Source organism: Lactobacillus xujianguonis (assembly GCF_004009905.1).
GTDB lineage: Bacteria > Bacillota > Bacilli > Lactobacillales > Lactobacillaceae > Lactobacillus > Lactobacillus xujianguonis.
In genome coordinates, this window is the sequence record NZ_ML136872.1 from 1 (window position 1) to 20,083 (window position 20,083).

Below are 20,083 nucleotides of genomic sequence, written 5' to 3' on the forward strand. Positions count from 1 at the left end.
ATTATAAAACTAAGCTTACAAAAATTATAGATTTGCAGGCTTATTTGTCATACTTTCGTTTAAAAATAAATCGACACAATTTTAATTAAGTCGTTAAATTATACAAAATAATAAAGCAAAACATACGATGATGCTTGACTTTACGTAGAAAAAAGTGTCAGATCATGAATCCGTCGATTCATGATCCAACACTAGGTTAGTATGTTTTGCATTCTCCATTCCAGAATTATCGTGGTCAGAAACAGAAATAGCCGACTATAGCTACAACATGACTTGAATACTTCGTATTCTAAGTCAGTTGTACGCTATCTCGGCTATTTCTCGAGAAGTTTCTTCCCACTCACTTATTATTCTTCTAAAGCGCGATCTTTGCGGGCTTGTACGTCATAATAGATCCAAGCGACAACTCCAAAGGCAACTGGTCCAATTGCCGTCCAGAATGAAGTCTTGTAGTCACCTGTAAAGAGTGGCTCGATACAAGTAAAGATAATTCCGATCGCAACAACTAGCCAGACCACAATGGTCATACTCCAGATCTTCTTTTTACCATTGATAAAGACAAATGGACGATCCAAATCCTTCTTCATCTTAAAGAATGGAAAGGCACCAATTAAGAACAAGTAAGGTGCAGCTGAAGAGACATTCATCATATCCATTAAGATGGTATAGAACTGACTAGCAGCATCCCCACCAAAGGAAATAAAGAGAATGATCAAACTAACAATCACCGCTTGGGTCCACATTGAACGCTCAGGCATGCCATGCTTATTCAATTTAACCAAGTTCTTTGGCAATAAGCGCGGATCACAACCTTCAATGAAGGACTTAATTGGTGAATAAACCATCAAGAAGGCAGCTGAAATACCTGATAACACATCAGCCAGTCCAGCAAACCGTGAAAAGGCCGCACCCAGACCGATTGCAGCTGAATGTGACAAACCTAAGCCCTTACCAGTTTCTACCCCTAAATTATTAATCAAAACATATTCAACATTAGCTAAGTTGACATTTTTACCACCCAATTGACTATGCCAGTTAGCGGCAATCCCACACATTAAAATGTTCAAGACATAAAAGCCAGTCATGGTAATCATGGCAATAATCAAAGCCTTGGGGAAGGTCTTCTCTGGTTTATCAACTGAGTCAATTACTCCAGCTGAAGTTTCCAAACCACCATAAGCGAACAAGGCATACACAATGAAGGATACCACGGCAATTGGTGACTGAAAGGCTGGATTGGGTGAGTGCACTAAGGATTGAGCCGTAATTGGTTCAGCTAATTGACCGTGCTTTAAGAAAAAGACGATCACTGAGACCAAAGTAAAGCCAATGGTTACTGCTAAAGTAAAAATCCCACCGATGTTGGAAACAGCAGCAATCTTATCAACCCCTTTGGCGGCAAAAAAAGTAACAATTACTAAGAAAGCTACTTCTAAGATCCCTAATAATTGCGTTGAGCTTAAGAAGCCTAAATGCCAATTTTGGGTCGTATCATGACCATAAATCGCCGTTGAAACTGACACCAAGAAGAACTGGGTTGAGGAAACTAGCCAAACTACCCAAGCAGCTAGCCAGATAAAGGTCCCGATAAAGGCTGTCTTTTCGCTAACTGATCCCTTTAACCAGGAAAAAATCCCACCACGTACACCTTTAAACGCAGCTCCGTATTCAGCAAAAATCAATGCTGAAGGTAAGAAAAACAAGAGAGCGGTTAAGATATACCAAATGATACTGGCATACCCCATTTGGTAATAGGCCGTGAGTGAATTACTAAAGCCAAAAATGGCCGAAAAAATCATTAAGACTAAACTACCTAGTTTAATCTTAACCGAATTACCAGAATTATCTGATTCCATACTTTCAAAAACTCCTTTTTAATCAACAAACATGTTCTATTATGAACTTTTTTAAAGGAGCATGCAAAAAAGGTTCTGGGAAATTCCCAGAACCCCTAATTTTTTAATTCAGATATTTAAGCACCGTGATATTTTACAAGACTGTAAATGTCAACGTCTGGTAACTTTTCGCGACCCTTAAGATCAGGCAATTCAACATAAAAGGCTGCCCCAACTAGCTTACCACCTAAGTTTTCAATCAATTCCTTAGATGCTCTTAAAGTCCCAGCAGTAGCTAATAAGTCATCACAGACCACTACTCTTTGGCCTGGTTTAATGGCATCCATGTGCATTTCCAAGCTGTTAGAACCGTATTCTAGGTCGTAAGAAGCACGTTCAACTTCACGAGGCAACTTATGAGGCTTTCTTGCAGGAACAAAACCAATTCCTAGTTCTGCTGCCACTGGACAACCGACAATAAAGCCACGAGCTTCTGGACCAACAATGACATCCGCATTTCTGCTCTTAGCGTATTCAGCTAGTTCATGAGTTGCAGCACGAAATAGTTCGCCATCTTGCAAAATAGGTGTAATATCACGGAAAACAATTCCCTTGTTAGGGAAATCTTGAACACTAGCAATGTGTTTACTAAAATCAATTGCCATAAGAAGAAAAAACCTCCATAATTTCTGAGCTGATTAATAATTTCTGCCCTTGACTCGTCTATTTTACCAAAAAACAGAACATTAATCATTTGATTTCATCAAATTATTAACATAAGTAATCAATTGTTGACTTGGCATATTGCGTAATTGCCGAACAAATTTAATTTGGGAATTAGTGGCCATTAAATATTTAGAAGCAGTTAAAGGCTTATTTTCCGGATCTTTAACGCCCATTAATTTACCTTGATCTAAAGTCACAAAGTCTAATTCAAAGAAGACTCTTAAAATAAACAACACACTATCGTAGTCAAGCCCGAGATAAGGAGCAACTGTCCGGTAATCTTCTGGCTTCAAAGTCGGATGAGCATAAATATACTTCAAAACTTTGGCAAAATAAGACTTAGCAGGAATACTTTCAACTGGTAAATTGTCCAGTAAAAACCGTAAATATAATTGTTGGTAATTATTGGCCAAGGCTTGATCTAATTGCATTTGATTCTTTGGTACATCAAGTAAGACGGCCGTTTCATCACTTGCTTGATAGTCTTCAACTAACGAAATCTTCTTAGGATCGATGCCATAGCTATTTTGCACATATGAGAGATTGTTTTTATCAAAGAGCAAATAGCGGTCAGCAAAACCCATGACATAATCTTCAGAACGCAGATCAATGATTGAAGTTGGGACTGCTAATTTCGGTGCAGCAAAATCAATACCATCCATAATCCCTTGCAGCGTGACCTTATTACGAAAAATATTTAAGGACAAGGTGACAAAGAGCTGGTTCACAAACGGTAATAATTGATTATTTAAGAAGCCTTTGTTAAAACCTACAATGCTAAGACTACCGCCATTCTTATTAGCGGTAAACTTGACATGATTTTTGGTCTTTCCCATCTTGAAGAAGTGGGTAATTTGCGGCTCAGTAATACTAAAAATTGGTTGCGGATCACCTGTGCCAAAGGGACCAACTTGCTTAATTTCAGTCATCGTCTCGGCTGACAGGTTTTGCATCGGTAATTCCATATCAAAATCTTTTGTTTCTAATTCGCCATCAACCTGGAAATTATCTTCAAAAGTCTTTCTTAATAAGTTGATCTTGTCTTCCGTCATCGATAAACCACAAGCAAAATCATGCCCGCCAAACTTGGTAAAGAGTTCGTCTTTTAACGGGTTTAAGGCATTAAACAAATTAAATCCACTAATGGACCGGCCAGAACCCTTGATTTCGCCAGCTTTATTCTTCGTCAAAACAATCGTTGGCTTATGTGTAGCTTCGACCACCTTGTTGGCAACTAAACCTAAGACCCCTTCATGAAAACTAGGATCGTAAATCACCAAGGTATTAGCGCGACGCCAACTATTTTCCTTAATTTGCTGCAAGCATTTTTCATAAACTTCGGTTGTTAATTCCTTGCGCTTTTCATTTAAATCTTCAATCTGATCAGCAATCTTTTGGGCAGCGACATCATCATCACTCAGTAATAATTCAACGGCTAAATTGGCATTGGCCAAACGGCCCACGGCATTCAATCGCGGAGCAATGTTAAAACCAACATCAGTTTCATCAATTTGTCCTAAAGTCAGCCCCGCATTTTTAATTAACGCCCGTAAGCCCGGACGATCAGTCTGGTTCAGTACTTCTAAGCCCCGCTTAACAATAATGTGCCCTTCACCGGTAACTTTAACCATATCGCCAATCGTGCCAATCATCGCCAAGTCAAGTAGTTCTGGCATGGTATCTTGCATAAGGCAGCGACAGATCGTATAAGCTACCCCAGCACCGCAATAGTCATCAAAGGGATATTTTTGTCCAGGATAATTACAGTGCACGAGCGCTACTGGCTTAGGTACTTCTTCTTGGAAGGTGTGGTGATCGGTTAAAATGACATCCACACCATGTTCTTGGGCATACTTAACTTCTTCGACCCCAGTTACCCCATTATCAACGGTAATGATCAATTTTGTACCATCAGCGACAATGTCCTGATATCGCTTGAGATTCGGACCATAACCATCCTCAAAACGATCGGGAATAAAATAGTGTACGTCCGCGCCTAAAATACTGAGCGTTTCCGTCATAATCGTTGTTGCCGTAATGCCATCTGCGTCGTAATCGCCATAGATGGTAATTTTTTCACCATTGTCAATCGCCTGATTGATCTGCTCAACGGCTTTGTCCATATCATGCATTAAAGAAGGATCAGCTAAATCTTCTTCTGTTGCATTAAACCAGAATTCTAGCTTTTCGTCTGTATTAATTCCTCGCAAAGAAAACAACTTAGCCGCTAATGGACTAAGTTGATATTTTTCAATTAAAGTTGGATCTAACTCTTCTGCAGTTTTTTCTTTCCACTTCATTATTTAAGATTAAACACCTTTATATTATCTGCTGTTGCTTTTTCCGTCTTAATTAGTTTACCACGAACAGCCCAGCGATTAGTACCACCGTCAGCACAAGTAATCAAAGTTACGATTGGCTTTTTAGTATTGTTAACGAGGTAAACGGCATAAGGATTAACAACCTTTTTCATATAAATCTTGTAAACAAAAACCTTTTTCAAGTTAGTTAGGTAAACCAATTGGCCCTTTTTCGTATCTTCTAATGGAGAGAAGAGAATTCCTTTAGAAGTCATATAGTGACCAGCAAGCGGGTAATTGCCCTTACCCATCTTTTGATCAGGACGCATTGTCCCACCACCAGTGGCCATCGCGTCATCTGACATCCCGAGCAAAATCGGCAAATGCATATTGACATCAGGAATGGCCAAGGCCCCAATAACGTGAGCCCCATTTTTGGTCCGCGATTTAGCTACCTGACCAAAGTCGACTTCTTTGACCTTGCTGAAATTGAACATCCCCTTCTTCTTTTGGTTCTTTTCAATTTCTTTTCTCGTTAAAGAGGTCATCGCTTGCGTTTGGTTCTGCGTAATCAAATGATTGCGAATCTGTTTATTAAAAATTAAAGCCAATCCGACTAATAACAGAATAACTGCTATTACTCGCATCACAATGGTCTTCACATCACGTTTTTTCTTTTGTTCAGCCATGTTACTTTCCTTTGATGTCATCGTCGTTCATCTTCAAAACGGCCATAAAGGCATCTTGTGGTACTTCAACCTTACCGACAGCCTTCATCCGTTTCTTACCACGCTTCTGCTTTTCTAGCAATTTAGCCCGCCGGTCAGGGTCACCGGTGTGAATCTTCCAAGTAACATCTTTACGATATGGCTTAATCGTTGCCCGCGAAATAATCTTAGCGCCGATTGCCCCTTGGATATCAACTTCAAAGTTCTGCCGTGGAATCAACTTCTTCAGCATTGAAGTCATCTGTCGTGCTCGGTCTTGGGCTTCTGAACGGTGAGCAATAAAGCTCAAAGCATCGATCGGTTCCTTGTTAAGCAGGATATCAATCTTAACTAAGTCAGTTGCCCGGTAACCAGTAATATCATAGTCAAGGGAAGCATAACCCTTAGTAGAAGACTTCAAGTCATCGAAGAAGTCAAAAATAATTTCAGCTAATGGCATATTATAGATGACATTCACGCGATACTTATCGAGGTAATCCATGGTTACGAATTCGCCTCGTTTTCTTTGACAAAGTTCCATTACTGGACCAACGAAGTCATTTGGTACCATGATTTCCGCCTTAACGTAAGGCTCTTCAACTTCTTTATATTCACCTGCACTTGGCAAATCTGATGGGTTATCAATCACCTTAGTTGAGCCATCGTTCATAATTGCGTGGTAGTCAACACTTGGGGCCGTCATGATTAAATCCAAATCAAATTCTTGTTCAAGTCGCTCTTGAACTACGTCCATATGCAATAAACCAAGAAAGCCACAACGGAAACCAAAACCTAAAGCAGTTGAAGTTTCAGGTTCAAATTCCAACGCCGCATCGTTTAATTGCAATTTTTGTAAGGCTTCCTTTAAATCTTCGTAATCACGGTTATCAACGGGATACATCCCTGAGTAAACCATTGGTGGAATCTGCCGGTAACCTGGAAGTGGCTCTGCAGTTGGATTTTCAACTGAAGTAATCGTGTCACCTACACGGGTTTCACGAACCGACTTAATGTTAGCCGTGATATAACCTACATCCCCGGCAACTAAAATGTTCTTTTTAATTGGATGCGGACTAGAAACACCGACTTCGGTTACTTCATATTCCTTACCGGTGTTCATAATCTTGATCTTGTCACCTGGTCTGACATAACCATCTTCGATCTTCACTGACATGACTACCCCGCGGTAGTCATCATACTTAGAGTCAAAAATCAAAGCCTTAAGTGGAGCTGATAAGTCGCCCGTTGGTGCCGGGATGTACTTAACTACCTTTTCCAACATGTCTTCGATTCCTTGACCAGTTTTACCAGAAACTTCGGCTGCTTCAGAAGCATCTAGTCCTAACATTTCTTCAATTTCTTCCTTGGTCTTAGGAATGTCAGCAGATGGTAAGTCAATCTTATTGATAACTGGCAAAATTTCCAAATCATCATCAATTGCCAAATAAGTATTAGCTAAAGTTTGCGCTTGGACACCTTGTGAGGCATCAACGACCATTAATGCTCCTTCACAAGCAGCAAGTGAGCGTGATACTTCATAAGAGAAGTCAACGTGCCCTGGGGTATCAATTAAGTGAAAAATATAATCTTCCCCATCCTTGGCATGATATTTTACTTCGACAGAGTTCATCTTGATGGTAATTCCACGTTGACGTTCAAGTGGCATATCATCAAGCATTTGATTTTTAAGTTGGCGTTCACTGACAGTATCAGTTAATTCAAGAATTCGGTCAGCAATCGTCGATTTACCATGGTCAATGTGGGCAACGATGGCAAAGTTACGAATGTGCTTTTGATAATCTTTTAGTTTTTCTAAATCCATAAAATTTTTCACCCTTTACTATCTTAATTATTATAGCAAAGCTCACTAATCTTATAAAACGAATAGGTGCAGAAAAATCGAAAGTATTTTATAGTAAATTGAGTGAGGTTAATATCATGAAAATCAGGTTTGAAAGTAGTTGTAAGTCTTTTTTTAAAAAGCATCCCCATACGCAAAAATTAGCTGAACAGAAAATCGCTGCTGCAATTGATAAAGAAATCAAAACTGGCATGACCAAAGTTAAATTAGCTATCAGAGAGAAAATAAATGGCTTAGCTTGTTATGAGTTCAGACTAAATTTAGGCAAAATAGGTTCTGTACGAATTGCTTTTACTTTTCATCAAGAATTAGCTACAATCTATTTCATTACGACCGATTTACAAAAATCTACTTTTAGTAATGAAATTCAACACGTTTTTAAAAAATAAAAATGGCACTGCACTACTGCAATGCCATTTTCTTTAATCTTCGCCACTTAACTTATCTTTAAGTCGTTCAAAGAAGCCCTTGCCTTGTGGTGTAATTGATTCACCACTAGCCTTGACAAAGTCAACCAAAGCTTCCTTTTGCTTTTCATTAACTTTCTTAGGAATCTTAACTTCAACGGTCGTGATTTGATCACCATTACCGCCGCCGCGAATATATGGAACCCCTTCACCACGTAAAGTGAATTTCTTATTAGGCTGAGTTCCGGCTGGAATCTTCAATTCCTTTTCACCGTGCACAGTCTTAACCTTAATTTCGTCACCTAACGTAGCTTGAGCAAAGGAAATTGGAACGGTAGTGTAAATGGTATTACCACGTCTTTCAAATTCCTTAGAAGGCTTAATGCGGTAACTAATGTACAAGTCACCATAAGGGCCGCCATTCTTACCAGCTTCACCTTGACCTTCATAACGCAATTGTTGGCCATTATCGATACCGGCTGGAATATCAACTTCAATGGTATTCTTCGCTTCAACCACACCAGCGCCATGACAAGTCTTGCATGGATGTTCAATAATGACACCTTTACCATGACATTTATCACAAACAGTTTGTCTTTGAATCATCCCAAAGGCTGATTGTTGGGTAACTGTCATATAACCACTACCGTGACACTTGTCACAAGTGATCGGATGGGTACCTTTTTCAGCACCAGTACCATGACAAGTACCACAAGTTTCATTACGAGTGTAAGAAACTTGCGTCTTCTTACCGTTAATGGCATCCATAAAGTCAATTGTTAAAGTGTAATCTAAGTCTTCACCACGTTGCGGTGCAGTAGGATCCACTCGTTGTCTTTGGCCACCAAAGCCTTGACCAAAGATATCACCAAAGATATCGCCGAAATCACCAAAGCCGCCAAAGCCTTGGCCAGCGCCATTAAAGCCACCTTGGCCATTGACACCAGCAGAGCCAAATTGGTCATACTGTGCCCGTTTTTGCTTATCATGCAAAACTTCATAAGCTTCGTTAACTTGCTTATATTTTTGCTCAGCCCCAGGCTCATGATTCAAGTCGGGGTGATACTTTTTGGCTAATTTACGGTATGCTGTATTAATTTCTTGCTCACTGGCATTACGATCAACGCCAAGAACTTTATAGTAATCTTCTTGTGCCAAAACCTAAACTCCTCACATTTAAAAGAAAAGAACTACCCTTAAGCAGTTCTTTTCTTAATAGGTTATTTAAATTATAAACCCTTTACTTGTCTGGGTCTACTTTGTGGAAACTACCATCTTGAGCTCCACCATTGTTACCTGGGTTTGGATTACCACCTTGCGGGCCTTGAGGACCTGCTTGACCAGCAGCACCCTGGGCACCACCATTTTGTTGGTAAAGCTTAACGGCTAAATCTTGAGCAGCCTTGGATAAGGCATCCTTCTTTTCCTTCATTTCATCCAAGTTGTTGTCCTTTTGAGCCTTCTTCAAAGCTTCAAGGGCATCTTCAACTGGCTTGCGGTCACTGTCAGAAAGTTGATCCTTAGTGTCCTTCAAAGTCTTGTCAGTAGTGAAGATCAATTGGTCAACTTCATTTCTAAGGTCTGCTTCTTCCTTACGCTTCTTATCTTCGTCAGCGTGTTCTTCAGCATCCTTTTGCATCCGCTTGATTTCTTCATCTGACAAACCGGATGAACTCTTAATGGTAATCTTTTGTTCCTTACCAGTACCCATATCCTTAGCAGATACGTTAACAATACCGTTCTTGTCGATATCAAAGGTAACTTGAATTTGAGGAACACCACGTGGTGCTGGTGGAATATCAGTTAATTCAAAGCGGCCAAGAGTCTTGTCGTCAGCAGCCATTGGACGTTCACCTTGCAAAACGTGAACATCTACAGCTGGTTGGTTATCAGCAGCAGTTGAGAAGATTTGACTCTTTGAAGTTGGGATTGTAGTGTTTCTGTCGATTAACTTAGTGAAGACACCACCCATGGTTTCAATACCAAGTGACAATGGAGTAACATCAAGCAAAACGATGTCCTTAACATCACCTGAGATAACCCCACCTTGAATAGCTGCACCTAAGGCAACAGCTTCGTCAGGGTTAATTGAGTGGTCTGGTTCCTTGCCAGCCCATTCCTTAACAGCCTTTTGAACTGCAGGAATACGAGTTGAACCACCGTTTAAGATAACTTTATCAATGTCGTTAACAGTTAAACCAGCATCCTTTAAAGCATTGTCAAATGGGATCTTAGTCTTGTCAACTAAGTCACTAGTCAATTCATCAAACTTAGCACGAGTAAGGTCTGCTTCAAGGTGTAATGGACCAGCTTCACCAGCTGAGATGAATGGAAGTGAAATGTGGGTTGAAGATACACCTGACAAGTCCTTCTTAGCCTTTTCAGCAGCATCCTTTAACCGTTGCATTGCCATCTTGTCCTTAGACAAGTCAACACCATTTTCATCCTTAAAGTTCTTGATTAACCAATCCATGATCCGGTTATCAAAGTCATCACCACCAAGGTGAGTATCACCGTTAGTTGACAATACTTGGAAGACACCGTCACCTAATTGAAGAACAGAAACATCGAAAGTACCACCACCAAGGTCGTAAACTAAGACCTTTTCATCTTGGTCTTTGTTCAAACCGAAGGCTAAAGCTGAAGCAGTTGGTTCGTTAATAATTCTCTTAACGTTTAAGCCAGCAATCTTACCAGCATCCTTAGTAGCTTGACGTTGAGCATCGTTAAAGTAAGCAGGTACAGTAATAACTGCATCAGTTACTTCTTCACCCAAGTAGTCTTCTGAGAACTTCTTGATGTATTGCAAAATAAAGGCTGAAATTTCTTGTGGAGTGTATTCCTTGTCGCCAACCTTTACTTTGTAATCAGCTTCACCCATGTGACGCTTGATAGAAACGATCGTGTTAGGGTTAGTAATCGCTTGACGCTTTGCAACGTCACCAACTTGGATATCGCTATCTTTGAAAGCAACTACTGAAGGAGTAGTCCGGTTTCCTTCTGGGTTAGTAATAATCTTTGGTTCTTTACCTTCAAGAACTGCAACTGCTGAGTTAGTAGTCCCAAGGTCAATCCCAATAACTTTTGACATGTATATTTCTTCCTCTCTTATTGTGCAACTACAACCATTGCTGGTCTTAATGTCCGATCTTTATACTGATATCCTTTTTGCAAAACCTGAACAACGTGATCTTTTTGATCATCATTTTCGGCTGCAACAGTTTGTACAGCTTGATGTAATGTCGGATCAAATTTTACGCCGTCAGCCTCAATCTCAACAATGCCATGATCCTTCATTGATCTGACAAGTGATTCCAGGGTCATTTCGACACCCTTCTTCAATTGCTTAGAAGCATCATCATCTGCTTTAACACCTAAGGCCCGTTCCAAATTATCCATTGCTGGCAAAACGTCCTTAGCTAAGCTTTGAGATTCATACTTAATCAGTTGAGCTCGTTCTTTTGAATAGCGATTTTGCGCATTTTGAATTTCTGCTTCGCTACGCAAATATTTATCTTCAAGCTCCTTATTCTTAGCTTCAAGTTCTTTGATTTGAGCTAAAAGCTTTTCCTTGTCGTCAACTTCTTTTTTGGGCTTTTCCTCTTTAGTTTCAGGTTTAGCCTTCTTTTTAGGAGCAACGTCTTTTTCATCTAAATTCTTTTCGCTAGGAAATTCTTCCTTACTCACGCGGCTAACCTCCTTTTATTTTTATTGAAATTTTCCGTAATAATCGAGCAATTTCTTGGCTAGCTCGTTTCTAAAGTATTCAAGTAATCCAATCATCTGCGAATATGGCATATTAGTTGGACCAAGTAAGGCAATTGTTCCTTTTCCGTGCTCACCGACATTATAAGTAGCAGTTAATAAACTGTAATTCTTCAGCAGTTCATTTGGTAATTCTGAACCTAAACGAACTTGGACTGGAAAATCACTGTCTTTACTTTCGCTATTCAGCAAGCTTGGAAAGAGATCATTCTTGTCAACTAATTCATAAAGCGACCGTAAATCTTGGACATCCTCTTTAGAACTATTGTTAAGCAAATTAATTTGACCATCAACATACATCTGCTCACTAGCGGCATCTTTTAAAACATCTTCCACTAAGCTTAACAATTCACCGGTATGTTCACCACCAATTTGGTAATTAGACAAACCTTGTAATAGTTGAGGTGTAATTTGCTTTAAGCTCTTACCGACCAACTCATCATTAATCATGCGAACGGCTTTTTCAATTTCATCCCCATGAATATTGTGTGGTAAGGCATAAACTTGATTCTGCACATTACCATCATTGGTTACCAGAATCGCCATCACCTGCCGATTAGACAAAGGGACAATTCTAAAACCTGTAACAGTAACATTGTGGCTCTCCGGTCCTTCCGCAAAAGCAGTATAATTAGTCAAATCTGACAAAATCTTAGCTGCTTCTTGGACTATTTCATTTACCTGGTGGAAAGGACGATCCAATTGATAACCAATTTGATTATAAATTGAATCTGGCAACTTTAAAGGTTCAACTAAGTTATCTAGATAATAGCGATAACCTTCAGTTGAGGGTACCCGACCACTTGAGGAGTGCGTCTTTTCAATCAAGCCTTTTTCTTCCAAGACGGCCATTTCATTTCGAATGGTTGCACTTGAAACTTTAATTGGTAATTGTTTCATCACTGTCTTTGAACCAACAGGTTCATGCTCTTGTGTGAAATCTCGAATAATTGTTTTTAAAATTAATTTTTGACGCTCGGTCAACATAAATATCGCCCTCACTTTTAGCACTCGAAATTCTCAGGTGCTAACAAATAATATTATACTAAAAACTAGCAGAAATACAAGACGAGTGCTAATTGTTTTTGAAATTTATGCAAATTGACCAAAAAAAGAGGAACAGTAGCCTTTTCAGCTCTGTTCCTCTTTAAAAATTCTATTTTTTATCTAATCCTTCAGCGAAATTCTGTTTGATTTCAGCTTGATCTTTTTGAAGTTGTTCTTTTAACTGTTCCAGACTATCAAACTTAATTTCACCACGCGTATATTTATACCATTTGATCGCAATCGGTTGATCATAAATGTCTTCATTAAAATCAAAAATATTTGATTCAATATAGATTTTACGTTCTTGATCAATTGTGACATTATAACCAACACTGGTCATCGAGTTGTACCAATGATTGTTAACTTTGGTCTTGGTAGCATAAACACCAACTTTAGGAATGGCCTTTTTATCAGTCCAAACCAAGTTAGCCGTTGGAAAGCCCAATTTATGACCATTGCGCTTGCCATGGCCAACCGTTCCACTCATCACATAGTGACTGCCAAGTAGATCATAAACTTCTTCCATTTTACCCTCAGTAATCGCCCGACGAATTTCAGTTGAACCAATCTTTTCGCCGTCCACCGTTTGCTTGGCAACTTTCACAATTTCAAAGCGTCCCTTAGCAAAAGCAGGTAAATGATCCATATTAGCCAAGTCTTTTCGGCCATAAGTATAATCAAAGCCAGCCACAACTGTATTAGCCTGCAGCTTGATAATCACATTATCAACAAATTCTTGCCCAGATATTTGACTAAAAGCAGTCGTAAACTTCATCACTACTAAATAATCTACGCCTAACTTTGCCATTTTTGCAGCTTTTTCTTCTAAGGTATCAATATAAATGAAACTCTTATTTTTGGCATAAACCTCGCTAGGATGGCGATCAAACGTCATCACCATTAATGGTAAGTGTTTTTCATCAGCAAGTTTGCGGGCAGTGGCAATTAAGTGTCGATGACCTAAATGAACGCCATCGAAAAAGCCTAGGGCTAAAACAACTTGACCCGTAGTAATTTTATTTTTAACTGGATAAGTTAAATGGACAATTTCCATCCTATCTTCCTTCGTTTCACTCATTCATTTGCTAGTAACATTAAATCGGGGCGATATCCATCTTTAGTTTTCTGATAAATCGCCTTAACTTTTCCATTGTACCGTAATGCTACTTTTTTTGCATCCGTTTTCAGGTCTATTCTGGCACCATTTTTTACTTTTAGCCACTTTCCTGCATTCAAATCAATCATTTCATAGTCTTTAAAGAAAGCATCAATCGGTTGAATCAAGGCACTGGCTTGGTCGGGATTTGCTTCAATCGTACTTAATTTAACTGCCTGACTTAAGTCAAAACCAGAACTTGCCGTACGACGTAACTTAGTCATGACAGCGGGAACATTAAGCTTTTCACCCAAGTCATTGACTAATGATCTGACATAGGTCCCTTTACTGCATTTAATTTCAAAATCAAAGCTTTCTTGTCCTTTTTCTGCATCAAAGCTTGGATCATTGATTAAACGATAATCATAAATGTCAACACTTCTTTTAGGACGTTCAACGGGAACTCCTTCCCGTGCATATTCATAAAGGTGTTTGCCATTAACTTTGACGGCTGAATAAATTGGTGGCACTTGTTCAATTTTTCCTTTGAACAAGTCCATCCCTGCTTGAATTTCCGTTGCAGAAAAAGCCGTAGTTAACTTCTGTTCACGCAAAATTTTGCCATCAGTATCATAAGAATCTGTCGCAAAACCAAACAAGCCTTCACCTCGATATGCCTTTGGTCTAGTATGCATCAATTCGATTAGTTTAGTGGCTTGCCCAATGGCAATTGGTAATACCCCAGTTACTTTAGGATCTAAGGTGCCAGCGTGACCAATTTTTCTAATATGTAGCGCCTTACGTAGATGATACACAACATCAGCACTGGTCATGCCCTGATCTTTATCAATTACTAAAATTCCATTTAACATAAATTATCCCTGTCTATAACAAAAAAGCGCCTTAACAGCGCTTTTTTTAATTACCATTTCTTTCAGCGTCTTGCTTCTTAACTTGAGCAATCAACCGATCAATCTTGCTACCGTATTTAACTGAGTTATCTCGCTTAAAAATTAATTCAGGGACTTTATAAACCGTTAACACTTGTCCTAGCAAGTGACGGATCATACCCTTAGCTTTTTCAAAACCTGCAGCCACTTCTTCTTCTTTAGCTGCATCTTCAGTTAAAAGACTGTAGTAAATCGTGGCATAAGATAAATCATTAGTGCATTCCACCGCTGTGATTGTAACTTCACTTAAACGGGGATCACGAATGTTCTTTTGCAAGATTTTAGTTGTTTCGCGGAGGATTTCTCCTTCAACACGACCAATTCTGTGTTTCATGTTTTCCTCCTTAAAAAGGTCTACTTAGGTTCAACTTGTTGCATTTCGTAAACTTCGAATTCGTCACCGATCTTAATATCGTTGTAATCCTTGATGGTCAAACCACAGTCGTTACCTTCTTTAACTTCCTTAACGTCATCCTTGTAACGCTTAAGAGAAGCAATTTCACCGTCATACTTAACGATGCCGTCACGAATAACTCTAATCTTAGCATCGTTCTTAACTAGACCCTTATCAACGAAGGAACCAGCAATAGTACCAACCTTGGATACCTTCCAAGTTTCACGAACAGTAAGGTTACCAATAACTTTTTCTTCGTAAGTTGGTTCAAGCATACCCTTCATAGCTGAAGTTACGTCGTCAATTGCCTTGTAAATAATACTGTAAAGACGAATATCAACGCCGTCAGTTTCTGCCTGACTCTTAGCAGTAGCAGTTGGACGAACATTGAACCCAATGATAAAGGCATTTGAAGCACCGGCCAAAGTAACATCTGATTCATTAATGGCACCTACACCAGAGTGAATAATGTTTACGCGAACGCCTTCAACTTCAATCTTTTCAAGTGATTGTTGCAAAGCTTCAACAGAACCTTGAACATCAGCCTTAAGGACAATGTCAACTTCCTTCATATTTTCCTTCTTCATAGTATCGAAGAGGTTATCAAGAGTTACGTGTTGAACATTTTCACGAGACTTTTGCAAAGCTTGTTGAGCTCTAGCTTCACCAACTGAACGAGCAGTCTTTTCGTCTTCAAATTCAACTAACTTATCAGCTGATTCTGGGACATCATTTAAACCAGTAATTTCGACAGGCATTGAAGGAGTTGCCTTCTTAACTTGACGACCACGGTCGTTAGTCATAGTACGTACCCGGCCAAAAGTATTACCAACAACGATTGGATCACCAACATTCAAAGTACCTTGTTGAACCAAAAGGTCAGCTACTGGACCACGTCCACGTGACAAACGTGCTTCTACAACCGTACCAATAGCCATTTGAGTAGGATCAGCCTTTAATTCCATTACATCAGCTTGAAGCAAGATCATTTGTAGTAAATCATCAACGTTTTCACCAGTCTTGGCTGAGATCTTAACGAAGATAGTGTCACCACCATAATCTTCTGGGATCAAACCGTACTTCATTAATTGTTCAGTAACGTGTTGTGGGTTAGCACCTGGAACATCCATCTTGTTGATGGCAACAATGATTGGCACATTGGCACTCTTGGCGTGGTCAATAGCTTCGATAGTCTGTGGCATAACCCCGTCGTCAGCAGCAACAACCAAAACAACAATATCAGTAATTTCCGCACCACGGGCACGCATGTTAGAGAAGGCTGCGTGTCCTGGAGTATCAAGGAAAGTAATTAGGCGATCATCAAGACGAACTTGGTAAGCACCGATCTTCTGGGTGATACCACCAGCTTCATGTGCTGAAACATGAGTATGACGCAAACGGTCAAGTAAAGTAGTCTTACCGTGGTCAACGTGACCCATGATCGTAACAACAGGTGGACGCTTAACTTGCTTATTAGATTCCTTAGCAGCTTTCATCCGCTTGTCGTAAAGCTTATCAATATCAGAAATATCTTCATGAACTTTTTGCTTTGCATCAATTCCGTATTCGGCAGCTAATAATTCAATCGTATCCTTATCCAATGATTGGTTTTGGTTAGTCATAACCCCAAGCATGAATAATTTCTTAACGATTTCTGCTGGTTCACGGTGTAAAAGCTTGCCTAAGTCTTGCGCGTTCATTCCTTCTTCATAAACTAAAGTTTCTGGTAATGGACGTTCCTTACGCTTAGTTGGTTGCTTCTTTGGTTGTTCATGTTGACGCTTCTTATTCTTGCGACGTTTTCTTTCTTGACGATCTGAGTGATCGTTATGAGAATTAGCAAATTGGTTTCTGCCCTTACGTCCTGGCTTACCAGTATTACGGCCATGACCATTGCCGTTACGTCTTTCTTCCTTAGGCGCTTCATTTAAACTAACTTTAGGAACCACTGGTTCATTATTACGTCTAGGAGTTGAAGCGTTATTCCGATTTTCAGCTGGTTTATTCTTCTTGAAACGAGCTGGAGATGGTTTTAAGATCTTTGGACCAATTGTCTTCTTTTCCACTTTTTCGGCCTTTGGCTTTTCTTTAACTTGATGACTTTTTACTTCTTTATTTGGTTGAGTATTCTTCTTAGGATTCTTCAATTGTTCGTGATATTCTTGCTTAACCTTTTGTGTCTGTTTGTTTAAAGTAGTTTCTTCTGCACGTTGCTTTTGCTTAAATTGCTTGAGCAGGTTACGTGCATTAGTGCTTGATCTACCTTGCTTTTGCGCTTGATCATTATTAGAGTGATCATGACGCCGCTGATTATTGCGCTTTTTTGGTTTATTATTTTTCTTATTTTCAGACTTCTTTTCATTCTTGCGAATAGAAGATACTGAAATCTTGATCTTACTACTCTTTTTAGCAGTATTCTCTTGCTTTTTAACGGGAGCGGAGTTTTGGAAACTACCCTTTAATTTCTTCACCTGTGCATCATCAATTGATGACATATGATTTTTCACATCAAAGCCAAGGTCCTTTGCTTTTTGAACCACAACTTTGTTATCGATGCCTAATTCTTTTGCGACTTCGTAAATTCGTTCTTTAGCCATCCAATCACACTCCTTCATTAATATTCTTTGCTAATGCCTTAGCAAAACCTTGATCGGTAATTCCGATGACTTTCCGCTTTTTGCCAATTGCATGTGCTAATTCATCCGCTGTAAAAAGATCAACTAACTGTACATTAGCCTTGCGGACTGCCCGGTTAACTTTTTCAAGTGAATTTTCATGTAAGTCACTAGCAATAATTACTACTTTTACCTTTTGCTTAGCTAAACCCATAATTACGGTTTCAGTTCCCGCAATCACTTTGCCAGCTCGCATCGCTAAACCTAATAAATTTAGCGCTTTTTGTTTATTTTGCAAAATTATTTATCACCAAATAATTCTTTTCTAGCCTTTTGGTGGTCAACATATGCATAAAGCTCTTCATAAAACGATTCTGGTACTTTTGCACCAAGACTACGTTCTAAGACGCCCTTTTCTTTAGCTGCTTCAATTTTAGTTGGATCTAAAGAAACATATGCTCCACGTCCAGGCTTTTTACCGGTTGGATCAACCGCAACATTTTTCTCTTTATCAATGACAATACGCACTAATTCTTTTTTAGGTTGCATTGTATTAGTCAAAAGATCCTTCCGCATTGGGATTTTTCTTTTTTTCAAAAGATCACCAATCCTTACTCTTCAGTATTATCTTCGCCGTTATCAGTATCTGCTGCTTCAGCTTCATCATTAGCTTCTTCTGCAGTAGTGTCTTCAGCAGTGGTATCTTCAACTGCAGTATCAGTCGTTGATTCATTATCTTCATTGTCATCAGACTTAGCGTCTTCATCAACAAATTCAACTTCTGATTCAGGACGAATATCAATCTTATAGCCAGTCAAACGCGCTGCTAAACGAACGTTTTGGCCTTTCTTCCCGATTGCCAAAGATAATTGATAATCTGGCACAATGACTAAAGCGCTCTTTTCATCTTCGTCTTCACTAAATTGAACCGCAATAACTTCTGATGGGTTCAATGCATTAGCGATAAAGTCTGATGGATCTTCTTCGTACTTAACGATATCGATATTTTCGCCGCCTAATTCGTTAACGACGTTTTGGACACGGGCACCACGTTGACCAACACAAGTACCAACTGGATCAATGTTAGGGTCACTTGACTTCACAGCCATCTTAGTTCTGTCACCGGCTTCACGCGCAATTGAAACAATTTCAACAGTGCCATCATAAATTTCTGGTACTTCTTGTTCAAACAACCGCTTAACCATATCTGGAGCAGTTCTTGAAACAACGATTTGGGCACCCTTAGAATCAGAACCAACGTGAGTTACTAAAACCTTAATTTGATCTTGTGGGTTATAGGTTTCATTTGGCATTTGATCACGACGAGGCATAACTGCTTCAACGTTGCCAATTTTAACATAAACAAAACGGTTGTCGCTACGTTCAACTGTACCAGTAATCAATTCATCTTCATATTGTGAGTATTCGTCAATGATGTGATTTCTTTCAGCTTCACGTAAACGTTGCATGATTACTTGCTTAGCAGTTTGGGCAGCAATCCGGCCGAAGTTCTTTGGTGTTACTTCAAAACGAATTTCATCGCCAACTTCATAAGCACGGTTAATTGCTAAAGCATCTTCCAAGCTAACTTCTAAACGATCATCTTGAACTTCATCAACAACCGTTTTAACAGCCATTACCTTGAAATTACCTTTGGCAGGATCAAAGTCAACTTCAACATTTTGTGCTTGATTATAGTTCTTTTTATATGCAGCTACTAAAGCGGCTTTAATTGCGTCAACAATTACATCTTGCTTGATGCCCTTCTTATCTTCTAAGGTAGCAAACGCTTCTAGCATTTCTTTAGACATAAGTTTTAATCAGCCTTTCTAAAATTCAATTGCAAAACGGACATTTGCAATTAACTTACGGGGAATCGTCAATGTCTTGCGTCTTGTTTTAATTTTAACTTCTAACTCAATTGCCTCATCATTGTAGGATTTGAGTGTTCCTTCATATATCTTTTGGCCATCGATTTTTTGATAAAGACCAACATGAATATAATCATCCTTGGCCTTTTCCCAATCTTTAGCCGTCTTAATTGGCCGCTCTGCCCCTGGAGACGAGAGTTCCAAAACATATGGATCAGGTAACGGATCAGGATCTAAGGAATCGAGTTTTTCTGAAACTAATTCACTTAAATCAGCGATTTCATTAATATCAATACCGCCGGGTTGATCCTTATCAACGTAGACCCGTAGATAATTTTGACCCTTTTCTTTTACATATTCAATATCAACGAATTCATCATTACGTTCAGTAATAATGGGTTCGATTTCTGAACGAACAAGATCTGTAACTTTAGACAAAAACTTTCCTCCGTAATAAAAAGAGTGAGCATTACTGCTCACTCGAATTTACCTATTCGAACTTCAAGACT

The 20,083-nt window shown here is 39.2% G+C and carries 18 protein-coding genes; 1 reads left to right on the forward strand and 17 read right to left on the reverse strand.

The window, feature by feature from the left end; translation table 11 throughout:
* Nucleotides 1–347: 347 nt before the first annotated feature.
* From yjeM to lepA, 5 genes are all read right to left on the reverse strand, one after another.
* On the reverse strand, nt 348–1,856 hold the full coding sequence (yjeM, locus tag EJK17_RS00865) for a glutamate/gamma-aminobutyrate family transporter YjeM (protein WP_103661780.1): 1,509 nt from the start codon (nt 1,854–1,856) through the stop codon (nt 348–350).
* Between the two features lie 116 nt (nt 1,857–1,972).
* The gene (locus EJK17_RS00870) at nt 1,973–2,500 is read right to left on the reverse strand and encodes an adenine phosphoribosyltransferase (protein ID WP_103661781.1); all 528 of its coding nucleotides are present in this window, start codon (nt 2,498–2,500) and stop codon (nt 1,973–1,975) included.
* Between the two features lie 81 nt (nt 2,501–2,581).
* Nucleotides 2,582–4,861, reverse strand: a complete 2,280-nt coding sequence (gene recJ, locus EJK17_RS00875) for a single-stranded-DNA-specific exonuclease RecJ (protein WP_103661782.1) — start codon at nt 4,859–4,861, stop codon at nt 2,582–2,584.
* On the reverse strand, nt 4,861–5,550 hold the full coding sequence (locus tag EJK17_RS00880; RefSeq protein ID WP_103661783.1) for a class A sortase: 690 nt from the start codon (nt 5,548–5,550) through the stop codon (nt 4,861–4,863). The genes recJ and EJK17_RS00880 overlap by 1 nt, the downstream gene beginning before the upstream one ends.
* Before the next feature lies 1 nt (nt 5,551).
* Nucleotides 5,552–7,390: a translation elongation factor 4 gene (lepA, locus tag EJK17_RS00885; protein ID WP_103661784.1), complete on the reverse strand. Its 1,839-nt coding sequence runs from the start codon at nt 7,388–7,390 to the stop codon at nt 5,552–5,554.
* A 116-nt stretch (nt 7,391–7,506) separates the two neighbouring features.
* Between lepA and EJK17_RS00890 the strand changes: the two genes are divergently transcribed.
* A complete protein-coding gene (locus tag EJK17_RS00890; RefSeq protein WP_103661785.1) occupies nt 7,507–7,818 on the forward strand; it encodes a hypothetical protein in 312 nt (103 codons plus the stop codon).
* A 33-nt stretch (nt 7,819–7,851) separates the two neighbouring features.
* On the opposite strand, the gene dnaJ is transcribed toward EJK17_RS00890, so the two are convergent.
* The 12 genes from dnaJ to rimP all read right to left on the reverse strand — a co-directional run bounded on the left by dnaJ (nt 7,852) and on the right by rimP (nt 20,012).
* Nucleotides 7,852–8,994 carry a molecular chaperone DnaJ gene (gene dnaJ, locus EJK17_RS00895; protein WP_103661786.1) on the reverse strand — a complete coding sequence of 381 codons (1,143 nt, stop codon included), beginning with the start codon at nt 8,992–8,994 and terminating at the stop codon, nt 7,852–7,854.
* Nucleotides 8,995–9,076: 82 nt separating this feature from the next.
* Nucleotides 9,077–10,927: a molecular chaperone DnaK gene (dnaK, locus tag EJK17_RS00900; protein ID WP_127796134.1), complete on the reverse strand. Its 1,851-nt coding sequence runs from the start codon at nt 10,925–10,927 to the stop codon at nt 9,077–9,079.
* A 17-nt stretch (nt 10,928–10,944) separates the two neighbouring features.
* Nucleotides 10,945–11,523 carry a nucleotide exchange factor GrpE gene (gene grpE / locus EJK17_RS00905; RefSeq protein ID WP_103661788.1) on the reverse strand — a complete coding sequence of 193 codons (579 nt, stop codon included), beginning with the start codon at nt 11,521–11,523 and terminating at the stop codon, nt 10,945–10,947.
* A gap of 21 nt (nt 11,524–11,544) precedes the next feature.
* Entirely contained in the window at nt 11,545–12,588 is a 1,044-nt protein-coding gene (gene hrcA / locus EJK17_RS00910; RefSeq protein ID WP_103661789.1) for a heat-inducible transcriptional repressor HrcA, read from the reverse strand.
* 169 nt (nt 12,589–12,757) lie between these two features.
* A complete protein-coding gene (gene ribF, locus EJK17_RS00915; protein ID WP_103661790.1) occupies nt 12,758–13,702 on the reverse strand; it encodes a riboflavin biosynthesis protein RibF in 945 nt (314 codons plus the stop codon).
* A 20-nt stretch (nt 13,703–13,722) separates the two neighbouring features.
* Nucleotides 13,723–14,616: a tRNA pseudouridine(55) synthase TruB gene (truB, locus tag EJK17_RS00920; RefSeq protein WP_103661791.1), complete on the reverse strand. Its 894-nt coding sequence runs from the start codon at nt 14,614–14,616 to the stop codon at nt 13,723–13,725.
* Nucleotides 14,617–14,662: 46 nt separating this feature from the next.
* Nucleotides 14,663–15,028 carry a ribosome-binding factor A gene (locus tag EJK17_RS00925; protein ID WP_103661792.1) on the reverse strand — a complete coding sequence of 122 codons (366 nt, stop codon included), beginning with the start codon at nt 15,026–15,028 and terminating at the stop codon, nt 14,663–14,665.
* 20 nt (nt 15,029–15,048) lie between these two features.
* A complete protein-coding gene (gene infB / locus EJK17_RS00930) occupies nt 15,049–17,685 on the reverse strand; it encodes a translation initiation factor IF-2 (RefSeq protein ID WP_103661793.1) in 2,637 nt (878 codons plus the stop codon).
* A gap of 4 nt (nt 17,686–17,689) precedes the next feature.
* Nucleotides 17,690–18,001 carry a L7Ae/L30e/S12e/Gadd45 family ribosomal protein gene (locus EJK17_RS00935; protein ID WP_103661794.1) on the reverse strand — a complete coding sequence of 104 codons (312 nt, stop codon included), beginning with the start codon at nt 17,999–18,001 and terminating at the stop codon, nt 17,690–17,692.
* A gap of 2 nt (nt 18,002–18,003) precedes the next feature.
* Entirely contained in the window at nt 18,004–18,300 is a 297-nt protein-coding gene (rnpM, locus tag EJK17_RS00940; RefSeq protein ID WP_103661795.1) for an RNase P modulator RnpM, read from the reverse strand.
* Nucleotides 18,301–18,314: 14 nt separating this feature from the next.
* Nucleotides 18,315–19,514, reverse strand: coding sequence for a transcription termination factor NusA (gene nusA, locus EJK17_RS00945; RefSeq protein ID WP_103661796.1), 1,200 nt, complete (start codon nt 19,512–19,514; stop codon nt 18,315–18,317).
* An 18-nt stretch (nt 19,515–19,532) separates the two neighbouring features.
* Nucleotides 19,533–20,012, reverse strand: coding sequence for a ribosome maturation factor RimP (gene rimP, locus EJK17_RS00950; RefSeq protein ID WP_127796135.1), 480 nt, complete (start codon nt 20,010–20,012; stop codon nt 19,533–19,535).
* Nucleotides 20,013–20,083 lie beyond the last annotated feature (71 nt).

Bases quoted from the DNA above. Each gene is read 5' to 3' on its own strand.
- yjeM (WP_103661780.1), bottom strand. From the start codon at position 1,856: ATGGAATCAGATAATTCTGGTAATTCGGTTAAGATTAAACTAGGTAGT.
- nusA (WP_103661796.1), bottom strand. From the start codon at position 19,514: ATGTCTAAAGAAATGCTAGAAGCGTTTGCTACCTTAGAAGATAAGAAG.
- ribF (WP_103661790.1), bottom strand. From the start codon at position 13,702: ATGGAAATTGTCCATTTAACTTATCCAGTTAAAAATAAAATTACTACG.
- dnaK (WP_127796134.1), bottom strand. From the start codon at position 10,927: ATGTCAAAAGTTATTGGGATTGACCTTGGGACTACTAACTCAGCAGTT.
- infB (WP_103661793.1), bottom strand. From the start codon at position 17,685: ATGGCTAAAGAACGAATTTACGAAGTCGCAAAAGAATTAGGCATCGAT.
- hrcA (WP_103661789.1), bottom strand. From the start codon at position 12,588: ATGTTGACCGAGCGTCAAAAATTAATTTTAAAAACAATTATTCGAGAT.
- EJK17_RS00870 (WP_103661781.1), bottom strand. From the start codon at position 2,500: ATGGCAATTGATTTTAGTAAACACATTGCTAGTGTTCAAGATTTCCCT.
- EJK17_RS00890 (WP_103661785.1), top strand. From the start codon at position 7,507: ATGAAAATCAGGTTTGAAAGTAGTTGTAAGTCTTTTTTTAAAAAGCAT.
- recJ (WP_103661782.1), bottom strand. From the start codon at position 4,861: ATGAAGTGGAAAGAAAAAACTGCAGAAGAGTTAGATCCAACTTTAATT.
- lepA (WP_103661784.1), bottom strand. From the start codon at position 7,390: ATGGATTTAGAAAAACTAAAAGATTATCAAAAGCACATTCGTAACTTT.
- truB (WP_103661791.1), bottom strand. From the start codon at position 14,616: ATGTTAAATGGAATTTTAGTAATTGATAAAGATCAGGGCATGACCAGT.
- EJK17_RS00925 (WP_103661792.1), bottom strand. From the start codon at position 15,028: ATGAAACACAGAATTGGTCGTGTTGAAGGAGAAATCCTCCGCGAAACA.
- EJK17_RS00880 (WP_103661783.1), bottom strand. From the start codon at position 5,550: ATGGCTGAACAAAAGAAAAAACGTGATGTGAAGACCATTGTGATGCGA.